This is a genomic window from Stenotrophomonas terrae (assembly GCF_001431465.1).
GTDB classification, from domain to species: Bacteria; Pseudomonadota; Gammaproteobacteria; order Xanthomonadales; family Xanthomonadaceae; genus Stenotrophomonas; species Stenotrophomonas terrae.
The window spans coordinates 67133-87716 of record NZ_LDJJ01000004.1; the positions used below are offsets into that span (position 1 = coordinate 67133).

Consider the following 20584-nt stretch of genomic DNA (forward strand, 5'->3'; position numbering starts at 1 on the left):
GCTCAGACGTTCGCATCCAGGCTGCGCGAAAGCGCGGCGGGCAGTGGCTGGCCCCACAACAGCTGATGCAGCGCGCTGATGCGGCCGCGCAGGGCGGCGGGAGCCAAGACGGGTGTCGTGCCGGGATGCAGTCTGGACAACAGCCACGGGAGGCCAGGCAGGCGGTTGATGCCGGGTGGACCATCCAGCCAACCGAACGGCAGTACCGGTGCGCAATGCAGACGGCGCTCGCGCACGGCACGCAGGGCGCGCCAGCGCGGATCCTGTGCCGCGCTGGCGGCGAACCCGGCATCCTGGGTCAGGATCACGTCCGGATCCCAAGCCAGCAGCTGTTCGAACGACACGCGGGCCAAGCCGCCGGCGCCGACACTTGCGGCCACATTGCGTCCGCCGCAGAACTCGATCACTTCGGTGTTGATCGAGCCGGACAGGCCGCTTTCCAGGCCGTCGCTGCCACGCCCGTAGTACACGCTGGGACGCGTCGCTGCCGGCCGCACCGCCAACACTTCGCGTACCAACGCCAGTTGCGCCTCGGCGGCCTGCGCCAACGCCTCGCCGCGTGCGGCAACACCGAGCAGCCTGCCAACATGGCGCAACTGCGCCGGATGATCAGGCAGGCGGCCGGCAATCAGCTCGAAGGGAATTGAGGTCTGCTTCCAGGTCCGCTCGGCCGAGTCGCGGTAATTGGCATCAAAGTCGCCTGCATCCAGAACCAGGTCTGGCTGCATCGCGAGCAGGCGCTCGAGGCTGACCGTGCTGCCGCGCCCAGCCAGGCGGCCGACCACCGGCAGGGCGCGCACCGCCATTGGCAGCTGCGCCAGCGCTTCGGGTGAGATTTTCATTGGCCAACCCAACAGGCGCTCGGGTGCCACCGCAGCGAGCAGCACCGCCGCCGGTGGACCTGCCGCGAACACACGCTGGGGCGTGGCCTTGGGTGCACCCAGCCGCAGTACGCGCTGCGCCGGCATGGCCAGCAACTTGGCATTGGCGGCCAGCAGTGGCGCCAGGGCGAACGCCTGCAGCAGGGTGCGCCGCCTCATGCGGCAGCCTCCGGTGCGTTGCGGCAGGCGTCCCACCATGCCTGCACTGCCGCATCCTCGGCGGGCAGCTCGATGGCCATGCCGCCGGTGAACTGGCGCCAGGCGTCGAGGTAGGGCAGCTTCACTGCCGTCAACAACGGGATGCCGGCCAGCATCAGTGCCAGCAGCTCATCGGCCATTCCGCTGCCTGTCGATTCCAGTGTGCCGAAGCGGTTGGCGATGACCAGTTCGGCATGTTCCTGTAACGCGCGACGCAACACCACGCTGGCATCGGCGATGCCACCCGGGTCCAGGTTGCAGCCGCAGGATGCCGGGCCCAGCGCCTGGCTGATCGGATAGCGCGAGGCAGGGTCGGTCACGTCCATCAGCACCATGCGCTTGCCATTGGAAGTGGATTCGTGTGGCAAGTGCACGAGACCGCGCACACGCTGGCCGGCGGCCAGCTGGCGTGCGGCGAATGCCGCCAGCAGGCCATCGGGCGCGCCGCTGTGGTCATGCACGATCGCCGCGATGCGCGGTGGCGAGGACGGGATCATGTTCAGAACCTCCAGTTGGCATTGGCGAACCAGGTGCGGCCCGGCATCGGGTAGCCGTCGGCCAGCTCGTACCACTTGTCACCGATATTGCGCACACCGAGATCGAAGTCCCAGGCCTCGTGCGGGCTCCAACTGGCCTTGAAACCGGCGCTGCCATAGCCGGGCAGGTCGCGAACCGGTCGCGCTGCGTCGGCATAGCTGACCTTGCGGCCCTGCTCGGCTTCCAACGTGGCCTGCAGCTTGAGCTGCGGCAGCAGCTGCCAACCCACGGCCAAGAACAGGCGCTGGCGCGGGCTGTCGAGCAGGGCCACGCTGCGGTCTTCGAGGTTGGTACGGCGCAACCAGGTGTAGCTGGTCTGCAGGTCCCAGTCGTCACCGAGGCGCTGACGCAAGCCCAGTTCCACACCCTGGTGGCGGGCCTTGCCAATGTTCTGCGCCTGGTTGCAGGTGCTGCCGCCACATTCGCGCGAGGCCACCACGGCGTTCTGGATCAGGTCATCGATGCGGCTCTGGAACAGTGCCGCCTGCAGCTGGCCGCCTTCCCACCAGCGGCCGCGCACGCCCACCTCGAAGTGCAGGGCATGTTCGGCTTTCAGGTCCGGGTTGGGCAGGGCCGCACCCATGCGCGCCGAATAGCGGTCCTTGATGGTGGGGAAGCGGGTGCGCTGCGCGGCGCTTGCATACCACTGCTGGTCCGGCGCCAGCTGCTGTACGTACTCCAGCACCGCATTGGTGGCATCGGTGCTGCCGGTCGGCCAGAAGTACACGCGTTTGGCATCGCGACGGTCATGGCCGATGCCCACGCGCAGGTGCGAGGTATCGGTCAGCGCAATACGGTCTTCGATCGCCACCGAGGTGGTGACATCACGGAAGTCCTTGCTGGGCGAGTGCGGGTTGCGCTCGCTGTGCTGGTCTTGCTTGTAGTGGATAGCGAACTGCAGTTCCTGGCGGGGCAGGGCCGTCGTGGCCAGGGTCACCGAGCCGCCAACGGTGCTGTCGTCGTAGATGCTGGGGAAGCTGCTGTTGTCGATCGCCACCTGGTAGGTGCCGTCGGTATAGGCGTCCAGGCCGTTGCCGTAGGTATCGCGGTAGGCGCGGGTGCGCAGTGTGGTGTGCTCGCCCAGGCGGGTGTTGCCGATGAAGTACAGGCTGTCCTTGTCCCACCACGGCCAACGCCAGTAGCGGATACCGCTGCGTGCGGTACCGGTGTAGACCGGGTTGTCCTTCTCGCCGTCCTGGCGCGCGTAGCCGATTGCGTACTCGTCGCCCTCGCGCGGGGTATAGCCGAGCTTGAGGGACAGGCGGCGGTCGTCGCGCGAGGCGTTGCGGCGGTTCTTGCCGGTATCGGTGGGCACGCGCTTGTAGTCGACGAAGCCATCCGGCAGCGGGAACTCATCTGCCTTCAGAATCGACGCGCCCAGCTGGAAGTACCAATCGCCGCGGCGGCCGCCGAGGTTGAATGCGGCTTTGCGCTCGCCACCATCGGCGATGCCAAGCCGCATGTCGCCTTCCAGCGGCCGCTCCGGGCGGCGGCTGATCAGGTTGATCGCACCACCCAGGATGTTCGGTCCGTATAGCAGCGAGGCCCCGCCGCTGGCAACCTGGATCTCGGCCAGGTCGAAGGTGGTGAAGCGACCGAAATCCACGTAACCGTCATAAGGCACATATAGCGGGATGCCGTCGAGGAACACGGGCACCTGGCGTGCGTCGAAACCTCGCAGATAGACCATGTCCTCGTTGCGCGAATTGCGCGCCAGGCTCACGCCCGGCAATACGCTGACCGCATCTCCGACGGTGTTGCGGTCGAGTTGCTGGATGCGTTCGGCATCAAGGCTGCGTTCGGCTACGGCGGGCGAGGTGCCACGCTCGGCATGCACGTCGATCGTGCCCAAGGTGAACACGGGCGGTGGCGAGGCAACGTCGGCCGCAGCGGCGGTCAACGGCAGCAATAGAGCCGACAGGGGTAGAACGAAACGACAGGTACGCATCCTCGCGATTCCTCGGGTTCGTTATATCCAAGATGATATAACGATTGGCAGGGGTCAACTTGATGACCGACAGGGAGATTCTCGACGCTGGCCGGTACGGCCACCTTGATCGATATCAAGCCCGGTGCAGGATGGCTACGCCGTACACTGGCGGCTCGCGTGAACACAGGGATCGAAGCACGATGAGTGAGGCCGGGCCGCCGCTGGAACTGCAGGGCAACCTATGGCTTAGCGTTGCCGGACAGAGTGTGGGCGGTCACGGCCGCTTCGCGCTGCTGGGCCTGATCGACGCCTGTGGCTCGATCAGCCAGGCCGCCAAACGCATGGGCATGACCTACAAGAACGCCTGGGATGCAGTGGACGCCATGAACACTGCCGCCGGCGAGCCGCTGGTCGCGCGCAGTGTGGGCGGCCGTGGCGGTGGTGGTGCACGCCTGACCGAGCGTGGCCGCCAGTTGATCACCCGTTTCGAGGAGGTCGAGCGTGCGCACCGTGTTTTCCTGCAGTCGCTGCAGGCCACCCCTGGGCTGGACGAGGATCTGGCCCTGATCCGGAGAATCGGCATGATCACCAGTGCACGCAACCAGTTCCATGGCCGGGTCAGCGCGCTGGCCATCGGCGCGGTCAACGATGAAGTGCAGATCGAAGTGGCCCCAGGCCTGGCGCTGGTGGCAACGATCACCCATGGCAGCGTGGAGTCATTGGGGTTGGCGGTGGGCGTACCAGCCTATGCATTGGTGAAGGCGTCGTCGGTGATCGTGGCGCAAGGCGAGGGGCGCTATTCGGCACGCAACCAGTTCAGCGGCACCGTGCAACGAATCACCGAGGGAGCGGTGAATGACGAAGTAGTGGTGGATATCGGCCATGGTTGTAGCGTGGTGGCGGTGATCACCCGCGCCAGTACCGCAGCGCTGGAACTGCGCGAGGGCGGCAGGGCGACGATGCTGTTCAAAGCATCGTCTGTGATCGTGGGCATCGCCCCCTGATTTGGCGGAATCCGCAACTGACGCGCCTTCGCTCATCCCATCAAGGACAAGCGCAGCTGGAAGCGGGCGCGTCGTCGGGAGCACTTCAAGGCAAGTGTGCACGCGAACTTCGAACAGCCTTTCCGAATGGTGAAATGACCGTCTGGTTACACCAAGGTCGCTCTCGCGGCATGGCGAAGAACACAGCGCAGGTCATGGCACTGTTTGCGCTATCGATTTGCGGATGGCGCGGCGGCAACTGCTGCTGACAATAAGGAAATCATGCCTGCAGGACTGGAGAATCCGTCCTGGGTGCGAAGTTTCAACTGAAGACTGCGGGTTTTCATCCGCCTATCAGCTGTTTCGCTTGAATCGCTGCGAAACAATCAACTCTTACGTTCCATCTTTGTAAGAAAAACGTTGGGCAGCGGTATAGTCTCGCCCCTGGTGGAAATCGTCCGTGTCCTAATCTGCTGCCGTCCCTGGCTGTTCCGCGCCGTGGGCGCAAGGCAGCAATCACTGCTCATCCTGGAGAAGTAGGCCTTGAATCACGTGTACCGTTTGGTATGGAACCGCGCCATGCGCATGTGGCAGCCCGTCTCGGAGCTGGCGACCCAGGCGCGTGGCGGAGCGGCGCGCACGGCGGTCTACGCGCCGATGCGGTGGCGCTTGAACGTGATGTCCGTGGCCGTGGGGCTGGGACTAGCCGCTTGGGGACCGGCTGCCATGGCGGCCTGCACCGCTGCTGGTGTGACGGTGACCTGCAACACGGCCGTCTATCCGCTGACGCCCCACTACGTCAACTCGAGTGACAGCCTGAGCGTCACGGTAGGGCCGAACGGCGGCGTGGGCGTACTGCTGGGCGTGGGCGGCACAGCGATGCTGCTGCAGGGCAACAGCGGGTCGGTGACCAACAACGGTAGTGTCGACGTGTTTGCGTTGGGCAGCGGCCTGGCCGTGTTGTCGTCGGGCCTGGTTCTGGGCAAGCCGGAAGGGAGCACGCCCACGGTCGGCACGTACACCGTCCATAACGGGGCCTCCGGCCTTATCGGCGGCTCGGGCCGAGATACCTACGAAGCGCAGCTGGCAGATCTGACCGGGATGGCGCTGTCCATCCACAACGGCACGGGCGGCGTGACCAACGTCACCAACAACGGCATCATCCGCGCCACGTCGCTGAACGGCGGCAGCCGGCCCGGCGCGGACATCGCGGCCGTCGCGATCTATGGCGGCGGTGTGACAAATTTTACCAACAACAGCACCGGCACCATTGCCGGCCGGGTGGCTTTCGAGTCGGGCAACCCCATCGGCAACTACTTCAGGAACGGCGGCCTCATCAGTGGCAGCGTGTCGCTGGGGGCGGGTAGCAGGAATACGTTCATCGCCGAGTCCGGCTCCTCGATCAGCGCGGCGGGCCTGACGACCGGAACCATCGGCGTCACGTCCGTGCCTGGCCTGCTGTTCGCCCAGCCGGGCACGGTGGATGGCGGCGCCGGCGGCAACAATTCCCTGGTGTTCGCCGACACCTTCAGCCGTGGCCTGACCACCGGCGTGGCCGCCGGCACCTATCTGAATTTCAACAGCCTGACCGTCACCGGGGGCACCTGGGAGCTGTCGGGCGGTCCGTTGCTGCCCACGGGCAGCAGCATCGCGCTCAATGGCGGTACGGTGCGCGTCGATGGCAGCGGCGCGCTGGGCATGGGGGCGATCGATGCAGCGGGCGGCGCCGTCGGCGCATCCGCGATGGGCGTGTCGGTGGGCAATACCTTCCTGCTGGGCTCGGGCGGTCTGACGTTGGACGGCACCCAGGCATTCACGGTGTCGGGCCTGTTGACGGGCACCGGGGGGCTGCGGGTGAGCGGCACCCAGGCGGTCACTTTGACGGGTGCCAACGACTACACGGGTGGCACGGTCGTCAATGCGGGGGCCGCGCTCAGGGGAAACACCACCAGCCTGCAGGGCAATATCGTCAACAACGGCACGGTGACCTTTTCCAACGCGGTCAATGGCAGCTACGGCGGCATCGTGTCGGGCAGCGGTAGCCTGTTCAAGGAAGGCAGCGGCACACTGACGGTCAACAGCCTGCTGGGCCATCAGGGTAGTACGGCCATCCAAGCCGGCACCCTGCGGCTGGGCACAGGCGGATCGCTGAGTCCAACGGCGACGGTGAGCTTGAGCACCGGCGCCGCGCTGGACCTGTCGGGAGCCGCGAATCAGAGCATCAACGGACTGGCCGGCATGGGCGGCACGGTCGTGTTGGGCGGGAATACGCTGAGCCTGTTCAATACAAACGCTACGACGTTCAACGGCGTGATCCAAGGCAGTGGCGGCCTGGTCAAAAGCGGACTCCAGACGCAGACCCTGACGGGCGCCAACATCTTCACCGGCGGCGTCAACATCACGGGAGGCAAGCTGGCGTTAGGCGCGGGGGGCAGCCTGGCCGCGGGCTCGGTGATGACGGTGGGGGCGCAGGGCGCGTTCGATATCTCGGCGGCCTCCGATACGACGTTGGCGGCGCTCAATGGCGCGGGCGGCAACGTTGCGTTGGGTGCAAACAACCTTACGCTGGGAGCGGGCACCTACGCCGGCGTGATCACCGGCACCGGCGGCATCAGCAAGAACACGGCGGACAGCCTGACGCTCGATGGCGTCAATACCTACACGGGGGCGACCCAGGTGAACGCCGGCAAGCTCCTGGTTGGCGGGTCCGCCGGCAATTCCGGCGCCCGCTTGAACAGCGCGGTGACGGTGGCCAACGGCGCCTCGATCGGCGGCTTCGGCCAGGTGAGCGGCAATGTGGCCGTGCAGGCGGGTGGCCGCCTGGCCCCCGGGGCGCCAGGCGGCGTCTTCACCGTCAATGGCAACCTGGGGCTGGCGCAGGGCAGCCAGATGGACTTTTTCTTCGGCGCGCCCGGCAGCTCGAGCGCCCCGGGCGCTGGCCACAGCGTGCAGGTCAACGGCGACCTAGCGTTGAACGGCGCGCAGCTCAACGTCAACGATGCGGGCGGCTTCGGCATCGGCCTGTACCGGCTGTTTGACTACACCGGTTCGCTGGCGACGAGCAACGGCGGCATCAACGGGCTGACGGCTGGACAGACCTTGCAGATGCTCAACGGGTCCAAGCAGATCAACCTGATCAACGCAGCGGGACTGACGCTCAATCTCTGGAACGCCGATCGCACCGCGAGGCCCAATCAACTGGGTGGCGGTTCCGGCATCTGGTCCAAGACCACTGCAAACTGGACGGACGCTGGCGCCTCCGTGACGTCGGCGTTCTCGCCGGTCAATGCATTCGCCATCTTCGGCGGCACTGCGGGTACGGTCACAGTGGATGGCGGCGCTGGCAACGTCAGCGCCGGCGGCGTGCAGTTCGCCAGCGATGGCTACCGTTTGAACGGTGACGCGCTCAACCTGGTGGCGCAGGCGGCCGGTGTGCTGAGCGAGTTGCGCGTGGGTGACGGCAGCACCGCATCGGCCGGCTGGACCACCACGCTGGACAACGTCGTGGCTGGCAACGGTATCAACAAGACGGGGCTGGGCACCCTGGTGCTGACCGGCGCCAACACCTATGCGCAGACGCGCCTCTCCGCGGGCACGCTGTCGGTGTCGTCCGATGCAAACCTGGGCGCGGCCTCGGGCGGCCTGGACTTCCAAGGCGGCACGTTGCGGGTCACCGGCACCGCCTTCCAGAGCACGGCGCGCACGATCACGCTGGGCGCGGCAGGCGGCGGGCTGGACATCGCCGATGCCAACAACACCTTCACGCTGGCGCAATGGCTGTCCGGCAACGGCGGCCTGGCCAAGCTGGGCGCAGGCACCCTGGTGCTGACCGACGCCAACACCTATCTGGGCACCACCACGGTGGCCGGTGGCAAGCTGGCTCTGGGCGCGGGCGGCAGCCTGGCCGTCGGCTCGATGGTGACGGTCGACGCGCAGGCTACGTTTGATATCTCAGCGGCATCCAACACGACACTGGCCGCGCTCAATGGCGCGGGCGGCAACGTTGCGTTGGGTGCCAACACCCTTACGCTGGGGGCGGGCACCTATGACGGTGTGATCGCTGGCACCGGCGGGATCAGCAAGAACACGACGGGCAACTTGACGCTCAATGGCGTCAATACCTACACGGGGGCAACCCAGGTAAGCGCGGGCGCGTTGCTGGTTGGCGGGTCCGCCGGCAATGTCGGCGCCCGCTTGAACAGCGTGGTGACGGTGGCCAACGGCGCCTCGATTGGCGGCTTCGGCCAGGTGAACGGCAATGTAGCCGTGCAGACGGGTGGCCGCTTGGCGCCCGGGGCGCCAGGCGGCATATTCACGGTCAATGGCAACCTGGCGCTGGCGCAGGGCAGCCAGATGGACTTCTTCTTCGGTGCGCCCGGTAGCTCGGGTGCTGCGGGCGCTGGCCACAGCGTGCAGGTCAACGGCGACCTGGCGTTGAACGGCGCGCAGCTCAACGTCAACGACGCGGGTGGCTTCGGCATCGGCCTGTACCGGCTGTTCGATTACACCGGTTCGTTGACGACGAGCAACGGAGGCATCACCGGCCTGGCGGCCGGACAGACCTTGCAGATGCTCGGCGGGTCCAAGCAGATCAACCTGATCAACGCGGCGGGACTGACGCTCAATCTCTGGAACGCCGATCGCACCGCGACGCCCAATCAACTGGGTGGCGGTTCCGGCATCTGGTCCAGGAACAGCGCCAACTGGACGGACGCTGGCGCCTCTGTGACGTCGGCGTTCTCGCCCGACAATGCATTCGCCATCTTCGGCGGCACGGCGGGTACGGTCGCGGTAGATAGCGGCGCCGGCAACGTCAGCGCCAGCGGCGTGCAGTTCGCCAGCGATGGCTACCGTTTGAATGGCGACACGCTCAATCTGGTGGCGCCAGCGACCGGTGTGCTGAGCGAGTTGCGGGTGGGTGACGGCAGCACCGCATCGGCCGGCTGGAACGCCACGCTGGACAATGTCGTGGCCGGCAACGGCGTCGACAAGACGGGGCTGGGCACATTGGTGCTGACCGGCGCCAACACCTATGCACAGACGCGCCTCTCCGCGGGCACGCTGTCGGTGTCGTCCGATGCAAACCTGGGCGCGGCCTCGGGCGGCCTGGACTTCCAAGGCGGCACGTTGCGGGTCACCGGCACCGCCTTCCAGAACACAGCGCGCACGATCACGCTGGGCGCGGCAGGCGGCGGGTTGGACATCGCCGATGCCGGCAACACCTTCACGCTGGCGCAATCCCTGACCGGCAATGGCGGCCTGGCCAAGCTGGGTGCAGGCACGCTGGTGCTGACCGGCGCCAACACCTATCTGGGCACCACCACGGTGGCTGGTGGCAGGTTGCAGGTGGGCGATGGCGCCATGGGTGGCAGCATCGCCGGCGATGCCGACATCCAGGCCGGTGCAACGCTGGCGTTCAAGCGCAGCGACCAGATTGTCTACAGCGGCGCGATCTCCGGTTCGGGCAACCTGCGCCAAGAAGGCAACGGCACGCTGGTGCTGAAGGGCGATAGCAGCGGCTATACGGGCATGACCTCCGTGTCGCTCGGCGAGCTGGAAGTGGATGGCAAGCTGGGCGGTACGGTGCTTGCGATGGCAGGCAGCACGGTTTCGGGCGTCGGCACCCTGAACCAGTTGACCGTGGGCTCGGGCGCCACCTTGTCGCCAGGCAACAGCGTCACGCCGTTCGGCCGCTTGAATGTGCTGGGTGACTTGAATCTGTTGCAGGGTGCGTCGTATCGCGTCGCGGCAGCGGCCGATGGCGGGCACAGCAGCGTCAATGTCAGCGGCGTCGCCAATCTGGCGGGTTCGGTGCTGCACATGGGCCAGAACGGCACCTACGCGCCGTCCACGACCTACACCATCGTCACCGCGGGTGGCGGGGTGCAGGGGCGGTTTGATGATGTCTCCAGCAACCTGGCGTTCCTGACGCCATCGCTGACGTATAGCAGCAACAAGGTGGACCTGAGCGTACAGCTCAAGGACGTGCCCGATGACGGCAACGGCGGCGAGCGTCCGATCGAATTCGTTGACGCCGCTTCCACGGGCAATCAGCGTTCGGTCGCGCGGGCGTTGCAAAGCCTGCCCACCGACAGTCCATTGTTCCGCCGGGTATTGAACCTGCCCAACGGCGCGCCGGGCGAGGTGTTCAATGGCTTGTCCGGCGAAATGCACGCCACTGCGGTATCGGTGACGCAAAGCGTGGCCAACAGGTTTGTGCAGGCCCCAATGAACCGCCTGCGTGCCAATCTTGCAGCGCATATGCTGCCCCGCGTGCTGACGGCGCAGCTCGGCCCAGGCTTAGCCGCGTTGCCGCAATCGGACGAGCAACCTTTGTGGATACAAGTTCTTGGCAACCGGAGCTCGCTGGGCGGCAACGGCAACGCCGCCCGCAGCACGCAGAGCCACAGCGATCTGGCAGTGGGTGGCGACGTGGCGATCAGTGGCGGCTGGCGCCTGGGTGGCGCGCTCGGCCATTCCAATAGCCGCAGTCGCACCGGCGCCCGTGCGTCCAGCGCGCAGGCAGACAGCTACAGCATGACGGTGTATGGCGGCAAGGCGTTCGATGCCGGCCGCGGCAAGCTCAATCTAAGCTTGGGTGCGTCCTACACCTGGCACGACATCAATACGCAGCGCTACGCCGACGCGGCAGGGCTGCCGCAGACGCTGAAGGCTGACTACGGCGGCAATACCACCCAGGTGTTCGGTGAGCTCGGATATGCCATGCCGCTGAACGATGGCCTCACGCTGGAGCCTTTTGTCGGCGCCGGCTTCAGCAGCCTGCGCACGCGCGCTTTCACCGAATCCGGCGGCGACGCTGCGTTACGCGGCGATGTCGGCCGCAACAACGTCACCACCTCCACACTTGGCCTGCACGCCCGCAGCGCCTTCAAGCGCCCCGGCACCCAAGGGCAGTTGTTTGGCACGCTCGGGTGGCATCATGCCTTTGGCGATGTCGATCCGGCCAGCAGGATGTCGTTCGTGCAGGGCGGCCAGTCGTTCACCACCAACGGCGTGCCAATCGCGCGCGACGCCGCGCTGGTCGAGCTGGGAGTGAACATGGAGGTCAGCAGACGCACCACGGTGGGGGTGACCTACGGCGGACAGTTCGGCGACGGCAATAAGCAGCACTCGGGCGCGCTGGATGTGCGCTATCGATTCTGATCGCAGACATCACCCCGACCCTGGCCGCCTCAATGAGAACGCAGCACAACATGCGTGTTGTGCTGCGTGATGGGGTTTGCTGGGACGTAGCCTGGGATGGTGAGCAATACAAGGCTTCACACGCCGCAACAACGACCCAGGCACTGACGTTCGGGGGCGGATAGGGGGGGGCAGCAGGCAAATCATATCGATGCACAGCCTGTTGCTCGTGGCGGATCTGGCTCTGCTACGCGCCAGGACATCGAGCGGATGTGCAGTCAGTTCCCGTCTACCCTCCAAGACAATTTGCAGCTTCACGCCACCGACCAGCACGCTTTGAATCAGCAGCTCTCTCCCACAACGTTTTCCCATCCGCCGTCTATCTTGCGGAAGGGTATGTGATTTATGCAGCGCCAACTTTCGCGTTCTTTCTCGATCTCGCGATCTTCAACTACGCGCCGAAGTCTTGCTTCCGCTACTTCCGCGTCGCGCCTCGCTTGTGCTTTCAGGTCAATCGGTGCCCGCGTTGGTGTGGCATCTTGCGTGGCGGGGGCCTTCGTGAAGCGCTTATTCCACGCGGCCTGAGTGTCCAAGTGCTGCTTCACACCAAAAACGGCTAGTACCAGCACTGTGATTCCGATGGCAGTTAGCCAAGGGAAACTCCATCGTGGCTTTTCTATAGGCGGCAGGTAATCCGGTCGTTCCCGTTCCATGAATCCCCCTGAGTTTCATCCCGCGCCGATACCAAGCGGTGTAGAGGCCAACCCCTACGGATGATGCGCCTTCGACCTGCGCGGGTTCCGAAGGGGCGTTCCCGCCATTCGCCCGAGTCTACGGCAACGACTTTGACGATTTACGTGTTTCGTCACTTAATGCGGGGGGGCATGCGCCCAGAACAGGTCAAGACGTCGTCTTGGTCGTTCCTAAGAAACAGTGCTCTATCCAGATCACGGGAGGACTGGCATATGCCATAAGGCTTAGTGGGGATTAGGGATGTTTATCGGGGGTAGGGCGAATGTCCGCTTCTGGCCGAAAGCGGGCGCTCAAATTACGCGCATCTCTTTGAGGGATTTCTACGCGAAACAGCGTTGCTTCAGCCGGAGCGCGACGTTCACCAGGATGATCAGGACCGGAACTTCGATCAGAGGGCCAATGACGGCGGCGAATGCGACGGGCGAGCTGATGCCGAACGCAGCTACCGCCACAGCGATCGCAAGCTCGAAGTTGTTGCCGGCAGCTGTGAAAGCGATTGCAGTAGTGCGCGGATAGTCTTTGGCTATCAGTTTTCCCATGAAGAAGCTGACGGCGAACTGGACCAGGAAGTAGATCGCCAGCGGAACAGCGATTCGCAAAACGTCCCATGGGAGTTTGACCACATCGCCGCCCTTCATGGCGAACATCACCGTGATCGTAAACAACAGGGCGACCAGGGTTATCGGGCTGATGGCAGGCAGGAATGTCTGCTCATACCAATGAAGCCCCTTCGATCTGGTCAACGCCCGGCGCACCAGATACCCGGCAGCGAACGGGATGCCCAGGTAGATCAGGACGGCCTCGGCAACTGGCCAGAATCCAACATTGAGTACGACTCCCTGCAACCCCAGCGCAGCCGGCAGCCAGGAGAGAAAGAACCAGGCATAGACGCTGAACAACGCGATCTGGAACAGTGAATTGAATGCGACCAATCCGGCGACGTATTGATTGTCACCTTTTGCCAGCTGGTTCCAGACCAGTACCATCGCGATGCAGCGGGCTAGACCGATCAGAATGAGCCCGGTCATGTACCCCGGTTGGTCGCGCAAAAAGATCACCGCCAAGACAAACATCAACGCCGGGCCTATCAGCCAGTTCTGGACCAGGGATAACGCCAGCACACGCCTGTCCTTGAACACCACGCCTAGTTGCCCGTAATCCACTTTGGCGAGCGGCGGGAACATCATCAGGATCAAGCCGATGGCGATTGGCAAATTGGTGGTGCCGACGGTCAGTGCGTCTATTCGGTGCTGCAGGCCTGGGAAGGCGACGCCGAGGCCCACGCCGACCGTCATTGCCAGGAAGATCCAGACCGTCAGGAAGCGATCAAGGAATGACAGGCGCTCGGCAGGCACCTCTGCCTTGTCCTTCATCAGCAGCGTGTCGGTGTGCCGCAGGTTTGATCGCCCGCGCAGCAGTTCTCGGTCAGGTAGTCGACCAGGCTGGTCATCACGTCGAAGTTGGCGCGATAGCAAACGGTGCGGCCACGCTGCTCGGAAGTGACCAAGCCAGCGCCAGCCAGGTCCTTCAAGTGGAAGGATAGGGTGGCGCCGGGGAGAGTCAGTGCCTGGGCGATCTCGCCGGCCAACTTGCCACCGCGACCTGCCTCTACCAATAGACGGTAGATCGACAGCCGCGTCCCATGACCAAGCGCGGCCAGAGCTAGTGTTGCAGACTTATGTTCCATAAAACTAGAATAATGGAAATGATTTCCAGGGACAACCCATGCTCGACCTTCCTAATATCCACGCCGGCTCCCTGCAGCAACCCGCCCGCTCCGCTCTGGACGTCATCAGCCCGAGCACCCACCGGCCGCGCATCCTTATCCTTTACGGCTCGCTCCGTCCCCAGTCCTATAGCCGCAAGCTGGCCCTGGAGGCACAGCGCCTGCTGCAACACTTCGGTGCCGAGACCCGGTTGTTCGATCCGCATGAGCTGCCGATGCTGGACGCGGTGCCGGCCGATCACCCCAAGGTGCGCGAATTGCGCGAGGCCTCGCTGTGGTCCGAAGGTCAGGTCTGGATCAGCCCGGAACGGCACGGGACATTGACCGCTGTGCTGAAAAACCAGATCGACTGGCTGCCGCTGGAGGAGGCTGGCATTCGTCCCACCCAAGGCCGCACGCTGGCGGTGATGCAGGTCAGCGGGGGTTCGCAATCCTTCAATGTGGTGAACGCATTGCGCGTGCTGGGGCGTTGGATGCGCATGGTCACCATCCCCAAACAGTCGTCGGTACCGAAGGCCTGGCAGGAGTTTGATGAGCAGGGCCGGATGAAGCCATCGGCGTACTACGACCGGGTCGTCGACGTGATGGAGGAATTGGTGAAGTTCACCCTGCTGGTCAGAGATCGCAGTGACTATCTGGTTGATCGCTACAGTGAGCGCAAGGGTGATGCCGCGGTGGCGGTTCTTGCGGCGGCCTCTGGCGCCGATTCTCCCCAAACGGCCGCAGGAGCCGGAGCATGAAGGCAACCATCTACCACAACCCCAGCTGCGGAACCTCCAGGAACGTGCTGGCACTGATCAGGCATGCGGGCATCGAGCCGGTGATTGTCGACTATTTGACCGACACGCCATCCAAAGCGCGATTGGCTGAGCTCATCAGCAAGGCTGGATTGACCGTGAGAGAAGCAATCCGCCAGAAAGGAACGCCCTACGCGGACCTCGGCCTGGACGATGCGGAACTTACCGACGATCAGTTGATCGATGCCATGCTGGCGCATCCCGTCCTGATCAACAGACCGTTCGTGGAAACTGACCTGGGTGTGCGGCTTGCTCGCCCGTCAGAGGCCGTCCTTGCAATCCTTCCGGCGGTAGCCACTCCCTTCGTAAAGGAAGACGGCGAGGTGGTCATCGATGCGAACGGGAACAGACCCGCATTTTGATCTTCACTGATAGGCGCAGCCGCTGCGGAGCAGACGATGAAAACTTTCAAGACAATTTCCGTGAACGTTGCTGTCTTGTCCTTGCTGAAGGACGCCGCGCTGCCTGTAAGCGACCTTGAGGACAGTGTGCATAGGGTTTTCGGTGGTCTCTACGAAGAAGATGAACTCATCGGTGTAGTGGGTGTAGAGCTGCACCCACCGGCAGGCTTGCTACGTTCCTTGGCGGTCGCGCAGTGTCATCGAGGACTCGGCTACGGCTCGGTGCTGGTGCGCCATGCAGAACAGCTAGCAATCAATGCCGGCATAACCGAACTGTTTCTAATGACGACCACGGCAGCTGCCTTGTTCGAGCGCTGCGGCTACAGATGTCTGCCCCGGGCGGCAGCGCCGGAATCAATCCGCAAGTCTCAGCAGTTCGCTGGCTTATGTCCTGGAACTGCGGAATTCATGATGAAGCATTTATAGCGTCAATGTCTCCTTGTGGCCGAGAGCGGACATTGAGCGAGGAGCGGAAGGAATCTGTATCGGGGGAGGGTAGGGAGTGTTACCTTCTGATCGAAGCCGGGCATTCCTCAGTCGCCCGTTATGGCTTGCGGCGGCTGCCGTGCCTTTTCCTCACGCGACGATCCTCGGCGGCGACATGCCGGGATTGGGATAAGGCCAAATGCTCGCGCCGCTCTACCAGGAAGTCCATCATCGCGCGGATCTTCGCTGGCATCTGCGCGCGTGACGGCACGTAAAGGAAGAAGCCCGGGAAGGGGCGGCACCACGGGGCCAGGACGCGCACAAGCGCACCGCTCTCAAGGTGCTCGCGGACGCACAGGTCGATGTGACGAATCAATCCCACGCCCTGCAGCGCGGCCCGCAGCATGCTGTCATCGTCGTTGAACACAGCGTTGCCATGTGGCTCGAACACCAGCTTTCGTTCCTGACCATCGGGCGACGCGAACGTCCAATGGTCGATCGTGCCGCTGGACGTGAACCGGTAAGCCAGGCAGTTGTGCCTGATCAGGTCTGAAGGACTCTCTGGTACACCGTGCTGCTGGAAGTAGGCAGGAGAGCCGACAATCGCCATCTCCAAAGGAGGCGTGATGGGAACCGCAACCATGTGCTCTTCCAGGCTCTCACCCAGCCGAATACCGGCGTCGAGGCCGTTGGCTACCAGGTTGGAGAAGCCGTCATCCATGATCAGTTCGAGCCGCAGCTTGGGGTAGCGCTTCAGGAACTCGCCCATGTGCGGTTCCAGCAGCAGGCGTGAAGCGATCCGCGAAGAATTCATCCGGATCACACCGGAGGGTTCCGCATGGACTTCACCCAACTCTTCCACCGCCCGTTCGATCGCGGTCAGTGCCGGCAGCAGCACGTCCAGCAGCTGCTGCCCCTCCTCGGTGAGCGACATGTTGCGCGTGGTGCGGTGCAGCAGCCTGACTTCCAGCCGTTCTTCCAGTGCTTTCAGGTGCTGGGAGAGGGCGGCCCGGGTGATCTCCATCTCGGTGGCAGCCTTGGTAAAGCTGCGGTGCCGAGCGATGTGGGCGAACCAGGTCAGGGAGCTGACGAGAGAGGGTTCGATGGGCATTGTTTAGCTCAACTTACGGCTCATGTATCCGGAAGACTATTTATCAGGCCCAATGCGGTCAATAGGATGGGCTTCGTCGGCGCAAGCGCCGGCCACCTCATACCTATAGCGGAGCACGCACATGCGCAACGTCACGTTCAAGAATCTCAACGGCCAGGGCGTCACCATGGCCGCCACCCTGTACTTCCCCGACGGGTTCGACGAATCCCGCAAGTACCCCGCAGTTGTGGTGTCCCACCCGGGTGGCGGCGTAAAGGAACAGACGGCAGGCCTGTATGCGAAGAAGCTGGCCGAAACGAGCCTGGTCACGATCGCGTTTGATCGTTCCTACCAGGGTGCCAGCACCGGCGAGCCTCGTCAGCTGGAGAATCCGTATGTCAGTACCGAAGATGTGAGTGCGGTCAATGCCGGCGTTGGATGGTCGTGAGGTGCGCGCTGAGCCGGAGCTGTATTGCATGGCGTCTGGCGAGGGTCGGGACGCAAGCTGCACATGCCTGACCGAACAAGGCACGCGCTATCGGTTGGATCTGGCCCGGTGTCAGCGGATTGCACGGTATGGTCCAGCTTACAATCCGTTTCGTGAGCCGGGCCGTGCGGTGGCTATGCAGCCTGCAGATAGGGGCCGCGATGGCTCTTCCGGGGACGCCTACGCCATTTCGCATAATGTATAAACCGTGCTCGTTATGACCGCTTTCCGATGCCTGCACGGGGGCAGGGGAGGCGAGCCCAACCGATACCACCAAGGCCATCGCAACTGCGCCAAGCTTTCGCGCAATTCGCGTCCAAGCAGCCTTCTCGTCCTCTGAATTGCTGCGTTCGGCCATCACCAGCGCTGACCACGATTCCGGACTGTCGCCTATGTCCAGCGCCATCTTCTCGATGTACTGGATTTCAGCATTTTTGCCTTGTTTCCAGCTGGAAACAGCAGCCCGCGTAACGCCCAGGGCAATGGCACCGGCGTTGTCACTTTGGATCTTTTGTACGTGTTTCCAGCGGCAGAAAAGATCGTAGCTCTGGCTCATGTCTTTACCCTATTGACACCATGTCAGCACCCAGCATACATTCCGCCCCGCACGTCAACAGAGTCTTGACATGCCCCCGCCCCCCGCCGCCCTAGGCGGGGTGAGCGGGTTCTAGGGCGCTAGGGCAGGGGAGTTTGGCAATGCCAACAATCATTCAGCTGGTCTTGCTAGGTGCCGCAATGGCCCTGGCATTCGGTTTAGTCGGCATCTCAAGTGCCGTTCTCAAGATGCGGGGAGCTTCCCGCAATCGTTCCTTCCGCGAAAAGAAATTCGCCGCTTGTGCAGCAGCGGAGGTGCGCCGTGTCTGATTCCTCCTTGGCGCTACTTGGCGGGTGTTTTGCGGTAATCGTTGGCTCTGCGTTTTTATTTCTGCTTCCTCCCAATGTAACCGACGATTTCCTAAAGCTTCTTGCTGAGCCCACCGAAGAACAGAAGATTCAGACGCTCTGCATCCAAGGCAACGAGAACGCATGCCGGGTGTACGAAGCGAGATTCGGTAAGCGGTGCATCCTATGAGCCGCACATCAGACACCGAGCGCGGCGCACATATCGCGCTGAAACAAGCGAGCGCAGTTCTAGCCGCCGCCGCACCAGGTGCAGACCTATTCCCGCTGCGAATCACACCTAAGCAGCGTCAGTTGTGGCTCAGCATCAAGCGTGTGGCGCAGGAGCAAGTGGACGAATGCCGCGCAGCGCGTACCGCGCTGAAAGGTGGCTTGCAATGAAGCTGTTTGAGCTGATCGATGCGAAGAAGAAAGCCACGACCGAAGAAGAACGCCGCGAGTACGACCGACTGATTGAGGAACGAATCAGGTGGATCGGCTCGGGGCAGGTCGATGAGCCATGAACAGTCACTTCCCGAACAGCCCTTGCTATCAGTGCGGGGGGAGCTTCCAGAGCCTCTCGGCATCGGATGCGTACCTGACCTGCTGCATCCAGTGCGGCTCGTTGATCAGCAAGCGCAAGCCTATGCAGAGTTCCTCGGGCGCATTCCATGGCATCAGTTCTGGACGCTCACGTTCCGCAGAAGCGAAACCGGCCGTAACGGCGGTGTCCACGAAGAGAAGGCTGATAAAGCGTTCCGATTCTTCGTCAGTTGCATCAACACGGAGCTCTACGGCAAGTCATGGGGCAGGCACTGGCATCGCGGAATTCAGTGGGCGCGCGGTCAAGAGTTTCACCGCGACGGCCGTATCCACTTCCACGCGATTGTTGCCGCGCCAGATGACGATCTTTCCAGACGGATGAGCCGACATCGGTGGAAAGAGTTTTGGTACCAGGAATTTGGCATAGCACGCTTGGAGATACCGCGTAGCCAGCACGACATCAGCGGTTACTTGAGCAAATACGTTTCAAAGGGCGGCACGGTCGATTTCAGCAAGAACTTTGGGGCATGGCAGCCCCCGCGAATCGACTACACCGCCCGACCAGAGCAACACGGCCTCATCCAGCCGACCAAGTAACACCGGATGACCGGGCGGACGGTTGGAAATCCAACGCGCTATGGGGATTCAAGCGGCCTCTGAACCTCACGCGTGTGGGGGGTAGGGGGGCTCTGGCTTGACCCCACAGTACCGCCCGAATTTTGCCGCAGCAGCTTTTAAAGAACGCTTTTCAACCAACCAGAGAGAAACGAAATGAACGCACCGAAGATCACGATCAAGAGCGAAGTCCAGAGCCGCACTGTCACCACCAGCAAGGGCATGCCGAAGTCGATTTACAACCAGCAGGCGACGTTGGAAACCGAGGAAATGCGCATCCAGATCGAGGTAGAGGTGGATGGCCCGGACAAGGGTTATCCGGTGGGCGCGGTGAAGGAATGGGATGTGGTGAAGGATTTGGTGCCGGGTCGCTTCGGTATCGAACTGGCGCGTCGTATGACCCTGGTCGATCCGGCCAAGCCGCAGCAGCAGCAATCCAAGGCTGCGTAACGAATGGCCGAGCCGGAAGCCCTGTACGTCGTCGGTTGCGCTGCTGCGAATGTGCAGCAGGACGGCACGTGCACGGTTCCGGTTTGGGTTCCGTACCACCAGCCAGTTTTGCCGCCCCTGAGTCTGGCTGATGGAAGCATTGTGGCCTTCGCGATTGTCAGTGTGTGGGCCATGGGCTTGAAAGCGCGTCTGGTGTTCCGTGCAGCGCGTCTAGGGGTCTATTGAAAGAGAGGTGTTGCATATGAAGTACATGAACAAGCTGCGTCGTTTCGGCGCTTCGATTCCGGGCAAGGTCAGTGCCGGTGCAACTGCCCTGATGGCTTCCGGTGCCGCTCTCGCAAGCGGTGGTGGTTCCCCGGGTGCAGCTATCGCCGGTGAAATGGCCGGTGGTAAGGCCGATGTCAACCTGGTTATCGCAGCCATTGCGGTGATCCTCGGTGTGATCATCCTGTGGGGTTATATCAAGCGCGCCCGCTAAGGGGCGGGGCAGGGGATCGGGAGGGGCGCACTGTCATGGTCGCCCCTTTTTTATTGAAGGAGGGGTTATGGGTTACTTCATTATCGTTGCCATATGCGGCGCGTGTTGGCTGGCATTTGAGGGCGTGTGATGCTTCTGAATAACGCAACTCTTCGCAAGCTACTGTCGAGCCTTTCAGCGTCCGTGCTCGCATACATCGCCATGTCGCTCATTGCTATGAGTTCCGCACACGCAGTTGTGCAGGGTCCTACTGGGTGCCGAGCTGGG

Annotated in this window: 19 protein-coding genes and 1 pseudogene; 12 read left to right on the forward strand and 8 right to left on the reverse strand. The window is 63.3% G+C overall.

Translation table 11 applies throughout. The annotated features are described in order from the left end of the window. Positions 1 to 2: 2 nt before the first annotated feature. From ABB27_RS00935 to ABB27_RS00945, 3 genes are read right to left on the reverse strand one after another with little or no spacing between them, the layout of a single operon-like run. The gene (locus ABB27_RS00935; RefSeq protein WP_057626346.1) at positions 3 to 1040 is read right to left on the reverse strand and encodes an ABC transporter substrate-binding protein; all 1038 of its coding nucleotides are present in this window, start codon (positions 1038 to 1040) and stop codon (positions 3 to 5) included. Further along, positions 1037 to 1576: a DUF2478 domain-containing protein gene (locus ABB27_RS00940; protein WP_057626347.1), complete on the reverse strand. Its 540-nt coding sequence runs from the start codon at positions 1574 to 1576 to the stop codon at positions 1037 to 1039. Before ABB27_RS00940 ends, ABB27_RS00935 begins: the two co-directional genes overlap by 4 nt. A gap of 2 nt (positions 1577 to 1578) precedes the next feature. Then, on the reverse strand, positions 1579 to 3564 hold the full coding sequence (locus ABB27_RS00945) for a TonB-dependent receptor plug domain-containing protein (RefSeq protein ID WP_057626348.1): 1986 nt from the start codon (positions 3562 to 3564) through the stop codon (positions 1579 to 1581). 182 nt (positions 3565 to 3746) lie between these two features. On the opposite strand from ABB27_RS00945, the gene ABB27_RS00950 reads away from it, so the two are divergent. The 3 genes and pseudogenes from ABB27_RS00950 to ABB27_RS00955 all read left to right on the forward strand — a co-directional run bounded on the left by ABB27_RS00950 (position 3747) and on the right by ABB27_RS00955 (position 11693). Further along, positions 3747 to 4550 carry a TOBE domain-containing protein gene (locus ABB27_RS00950; protein ID WP_057626349.1) on the forward strand — a complete coding sequence of 268 codons (804 nt, stop codon included), beginning with the start codon at positions 3747 to 3749 and terminating at the stop codon, positions 4548 to 4550. A gap of 66 nt (positions 4551 to 4616) precedes the next feature. Continuing rightward, positions 4617 to 4794 (forward strand): annotated as a pseudogene (locus ABB27_RS20245) (IS5/IS1182 family transposase); the annotation flags it as partial. 287 nt (positions 4795 to 5081) lie between these two features. Next, positions 5082 to 11693, forward strand: coding sequence for an autotransporter domain-containing protein (locus tag ABB27_RS00955; RefSeq protein ID WP_057626350.1), 6612 nt, complete (start codon positions 5082 to 5084; stop codon positions 11691 to 11693). Between the two features lie 320 nt (positions 11694 to 12013). Here the strand turns inward: ABB27_RS00955 and ABB27_RS19515 are convergent, their stop codons facing one another. The 3 genes from ABB27_RS19515 to ABB27_RS00965 form a co-directional block, all read right to left on the reverse strand. Further along, entirely contained in the window at positions 12014 to 12385 is a 372-nt protein-coding gene (locus ABB27_RS19515; protein ID WP_152984370.1) for a hypothetical protein, read from the reverse strand. A 360-nt stretch (positions 12386 to 12745) separates the two neighbouring features. Further along, positions 12746 to 13798 (reverse strand): ACR3 family arsenite efflux transporter, encoded by a 1053-nt coding sequence (gene arsB, locus ABB27_RS00960; protein WP_057626351.1) that lies wholly within the window; start codon positions 13796 to 13798, stop codon positions 12746 to 12748. Continuing rightward, positions 13798 to 14112, reverse strand: coding sequence for an ArsR/SmtB family transcription factor (locus tag ABB27_RS00965; protein ID WP_057626352.1), 315 nt, complete (start codon positions 14110 to 14112; stop codon positions 13798 to 13800). The genes arsB and ABB27_RS00965 overlap by 1 nt, the downstream gene beginning before the upstream one ends. Positions 14113 to 14150: 38 nt before the next feature. Between ABB27_RS00965 and arsH the strand changes: the two genes are divergently transcribed. Genes arsH through arsN2 form a run of 3 tightly spaced genes read left to right on the forward strand, consistent with a single transcriptional unit; the run spans position 14151 to position 15775 of the window. Then, positions 14151 to 14891 (forward strand): arsenical resistance protein ArsH, encoded by a 741-nt coding sequence (gene arsH, locus ABB27_RS00970; protein WP_057626353.1) that lies wholly within the window; start codon positions 14151 to 14153, stop codon positions 14889 to 14891. After that, entirely contained in the window at positions 14888 to 15310 is a 423-nt protein-coding gene (arsC, locus tag ABB27_RS00975) for an arsenate reductase (glutaredoxin) (RefSeq protein WP_057626354.1), read from the forward strand. Before arsH ends, arsC begins: the two co-directional genes overlap by 4 nt. Positions 15311 to 15346: 36 nt before the next feature. Further along, entirely contained in the window at positions 15347 to 15775 is a 429-nt protein-coding gene (gene arsN2 / locus ABB27_RS00980) for an arsenic resistance N-acetyltransferase ArsN2 (RefSeq protein ID WP_057626355.1), read from the forward strand. 118 nt (positions 15776 to 15893) lie between these two features. Here arsN2 and ABB27_RS00985 read toward each other — a convergent pair whose 3' ends face one another. Beyond that, positions 15894 to 16886 carry a LysR family transcriptional regulator gene (locus ABB27_RS00985; protein WP_057626356.1) on the reverse strand — a complete coding sequence of 331 codons (993 nt, stop codon included), beginning with the start codon at positions 16884 to 16886 and terminating at the stop codon, positions 15894 to 15896. A 121-nt stretch (positions 16887 to 17007) separates the two neighbouring features. Between ABB27_RS00985 and ABB27_RS00990 the strand changes: the two genes are divergently transcribed. Continuing rightward, positions 17008 to 17313 (forward strand): alpha/beta hydrolase, encoded by a 306-nt coding sequence (locus tag ABB27_RS00990; protein ID WP_057626357.1) that lies wholly within the window; start codon positions 17008 to 17010, stop codon positions 17311 to 17313. Here the strand turns inward: ABB27_RS00990 and ABB27_RS20250 are convergent. After that, positions 17288 to 17908: a DUF3693 domain-containing protein gene (locus tag ABB27_RS20250; protein ID WP_057626358.1), complete on the reverse strand. Its 621-nt coding sequence runs from the start codon at positions 17906 to 17908 to the stop codon at positions 17288 to 17290. The genes ABB27_RS00990 and ABB27_RS20250 overlap by 26 nt on opposite strands. Before the next feature lie 140 nt (positions 17909 to 18048). On the opposite strand from ABB27_RS20250, the gene ABB27_RS19870 reads away from it, so the two are divergent. From ABB27_RS19870 to ABB27_RS01015, 5 genes are all read left to right on the forward strand, one after another. Further along, the gene (locus ABB27_RS19870; protein WP_161809589.1) at positions 18049 to 18216 is read left to right on the forward strand and encodes a hypothetical protein; all 168 of its coding nucleotides are present in this window, start codon (positions 18049 to 18051) and stop codon (positions 18214 to 18216) included. Positions 18217 to 18629: 413 nt separating this feature from the next. Further along, the gene (locus ABB27_RS20410; protein ID WP_275452859.1) at positions 18630 to 18755 is read left to right on the forward strand and encodes a hypothetical protein; all 126 of its coding nucleotides are present in this window, start codon (positions 18630 to 18632) and stop codon (positions 18753 to 18755) included. Next, on the forward strand, positions 18745 to 19371 hold the full coding sequence (locus tag ABB27_RS01000; RefSeq protein ID WP_083491079.1) for a rolling circle replication-associated protein: 627 nt from the start codon (positions 18745 to 18747) through the stop codon (positions 19369 to 19371). The genes ABB27_RS20410 and ABB27_RS01000 overlap by 11 nt, the downstream gene beginning before the upstream one ends. Positions 19372 to 19545: 174 nt before the next feature. After that, positions 19546 to 19839 (forward strand): hypothetical protein, encoded by a 294-nt coding sequence (locus ABB27_RS01005; RefSeq protein ID WP_057626359.1) that lies wholly within the window; start codon positions 19546 to 19548, stop codon positions 19837 to 19839. A gap of 241 nt (positions 19840 to 20080) precedes the next feature. Beyond that, positions 20081 to 20317, forward strand: a complete 237-nt coding sequence (locus ABB27_RS01015) for a hypothetical protein (protein WP_057626361.1) — start codon at positions 20081 to 20083, stop codon at positions 20315 to 20317. Positions 20318 to 20584 lie beyond the last annotated feature (267 nt).

Coding starts and splice junctions, on each gene's coding strand:
- ABB27_RS00935 (WP_057626346.1), bottom strand. CDS start 1,040: ATGAGGCGGCGCACCCTGCTGCAGGCGTTCGCCCTGGCGCCACTGCTG.
- ABB27_RS00940 (WP_057626347.1), bottom strand. CDS start 1,576: ATGATCCCGTCCTCGCCACCGCGCATCGCGGCGATCGTGCATGACCAC.
- ABB27_RS00945 (WP_057626348.1), bottom strand. CDS start 3,564: ATGCGTACCTGTCGTTTCGTTCTACCCCTGTCGGCTCTATTGCTGCCG.
- ABB27_RS00950 (WP_057626349.1), top strand. CDS start 3,747: ATGAGTGAGGCCGGGCCGCCGCTGGAACTGCAGGGCAACCTATGGCTT.
- ABB27_RS19515 (WP_152984370.1), bottom strand. CDS start 12,385: ATGGAACGGGAACGACCGGATTACCTGCCGCCTATAGAAAAGCCACGA.
- arsB (WP_057626351.1), bottom strand. CDS start 13,798: ATGAAGGACAAGGCAGAGGTGCCTGCCGAGCGCCTGTCATTCCTTGAT.
- ABB27_RS00965 (WP_057626352.1), bottom strand. CDS start 14,112: ATGGAACATAAGTCTGCAACACTAGCTCTGGCCGCGCTTGGTCATGGG.
- arsH (WP_057626353.1), top strand. CDS start 14,151: ATGCTCGACCTTCCTAATATCCACGCCGGCTCCCTGCAGCAACCCGCC.
- arsC (WP_057626354.1), top strand. CDS start 14,888: ATGAAGGCAACCATCTACCACAACCCCAGCTGCGGAACCTCCAGGAAC.
- arsN2 (WP_057626355.1), top strand. CDS start 15,347: ATGAAAACTTTCAAGACAATTTCCGTGAACGTTGCTGTCTTGTCCTTG.
- ABB27_RS00985 (WP_057626356.1), bottom strand. CDS start 16,886: ATGCCCATCGAACCCTCTCTCGTCAGCTCCCTGACCTGGTTCGCCCAC.
- ABB27_RS00990 (WP_057626357.1), top strand. CDS start 17,008: ATGCGCAACGTCACGTTCAAGAATCTCAACGGCCAGGGCGTCACCATG.
- ABB27_RS20250 (WP_057626358.1), bottom strand. CDS start 17,908: ATGAGCCAGAGCTACGATCTTTTCTGCCGCTGGAAACACGTACAAAAG.
- ABB27_RS19870 (WP_161809589.1), top strand. CDS start 18,049: ATGCCAACAATCATTCAGCTGGTCTTGCTAGGTGCCGCAATGGCCCTG.
- ABB27_RS20410 (WP_275452859.1), top strand. CDS start 18,630: ATGAAGCTGTTTGAGCTGATCGATGCGAAGAAGAAAGCCACGACCGAA.
- ABB27_RS01000 (WP_083491079.1), top strand. CDS start 18,745: ATGAGCCATGAACAGTCACTTCCCGAACAGCCCTTGCTATCAGTGCGG.
- ABB27_RS01005 (WP_057626359.1), top strand. CDS start 19,546: ATGAACGCACCGAAGATCACGATCAAGAGCGAAGTCCAGAGCCGCACT.
- ABB27_RS01015 (WP_057626361.1), top strand. CDS start 20,081: ATGAAGTACATGAACAAGCTGCGTCGTTTCGGCGCTTCGATTCCGGGC.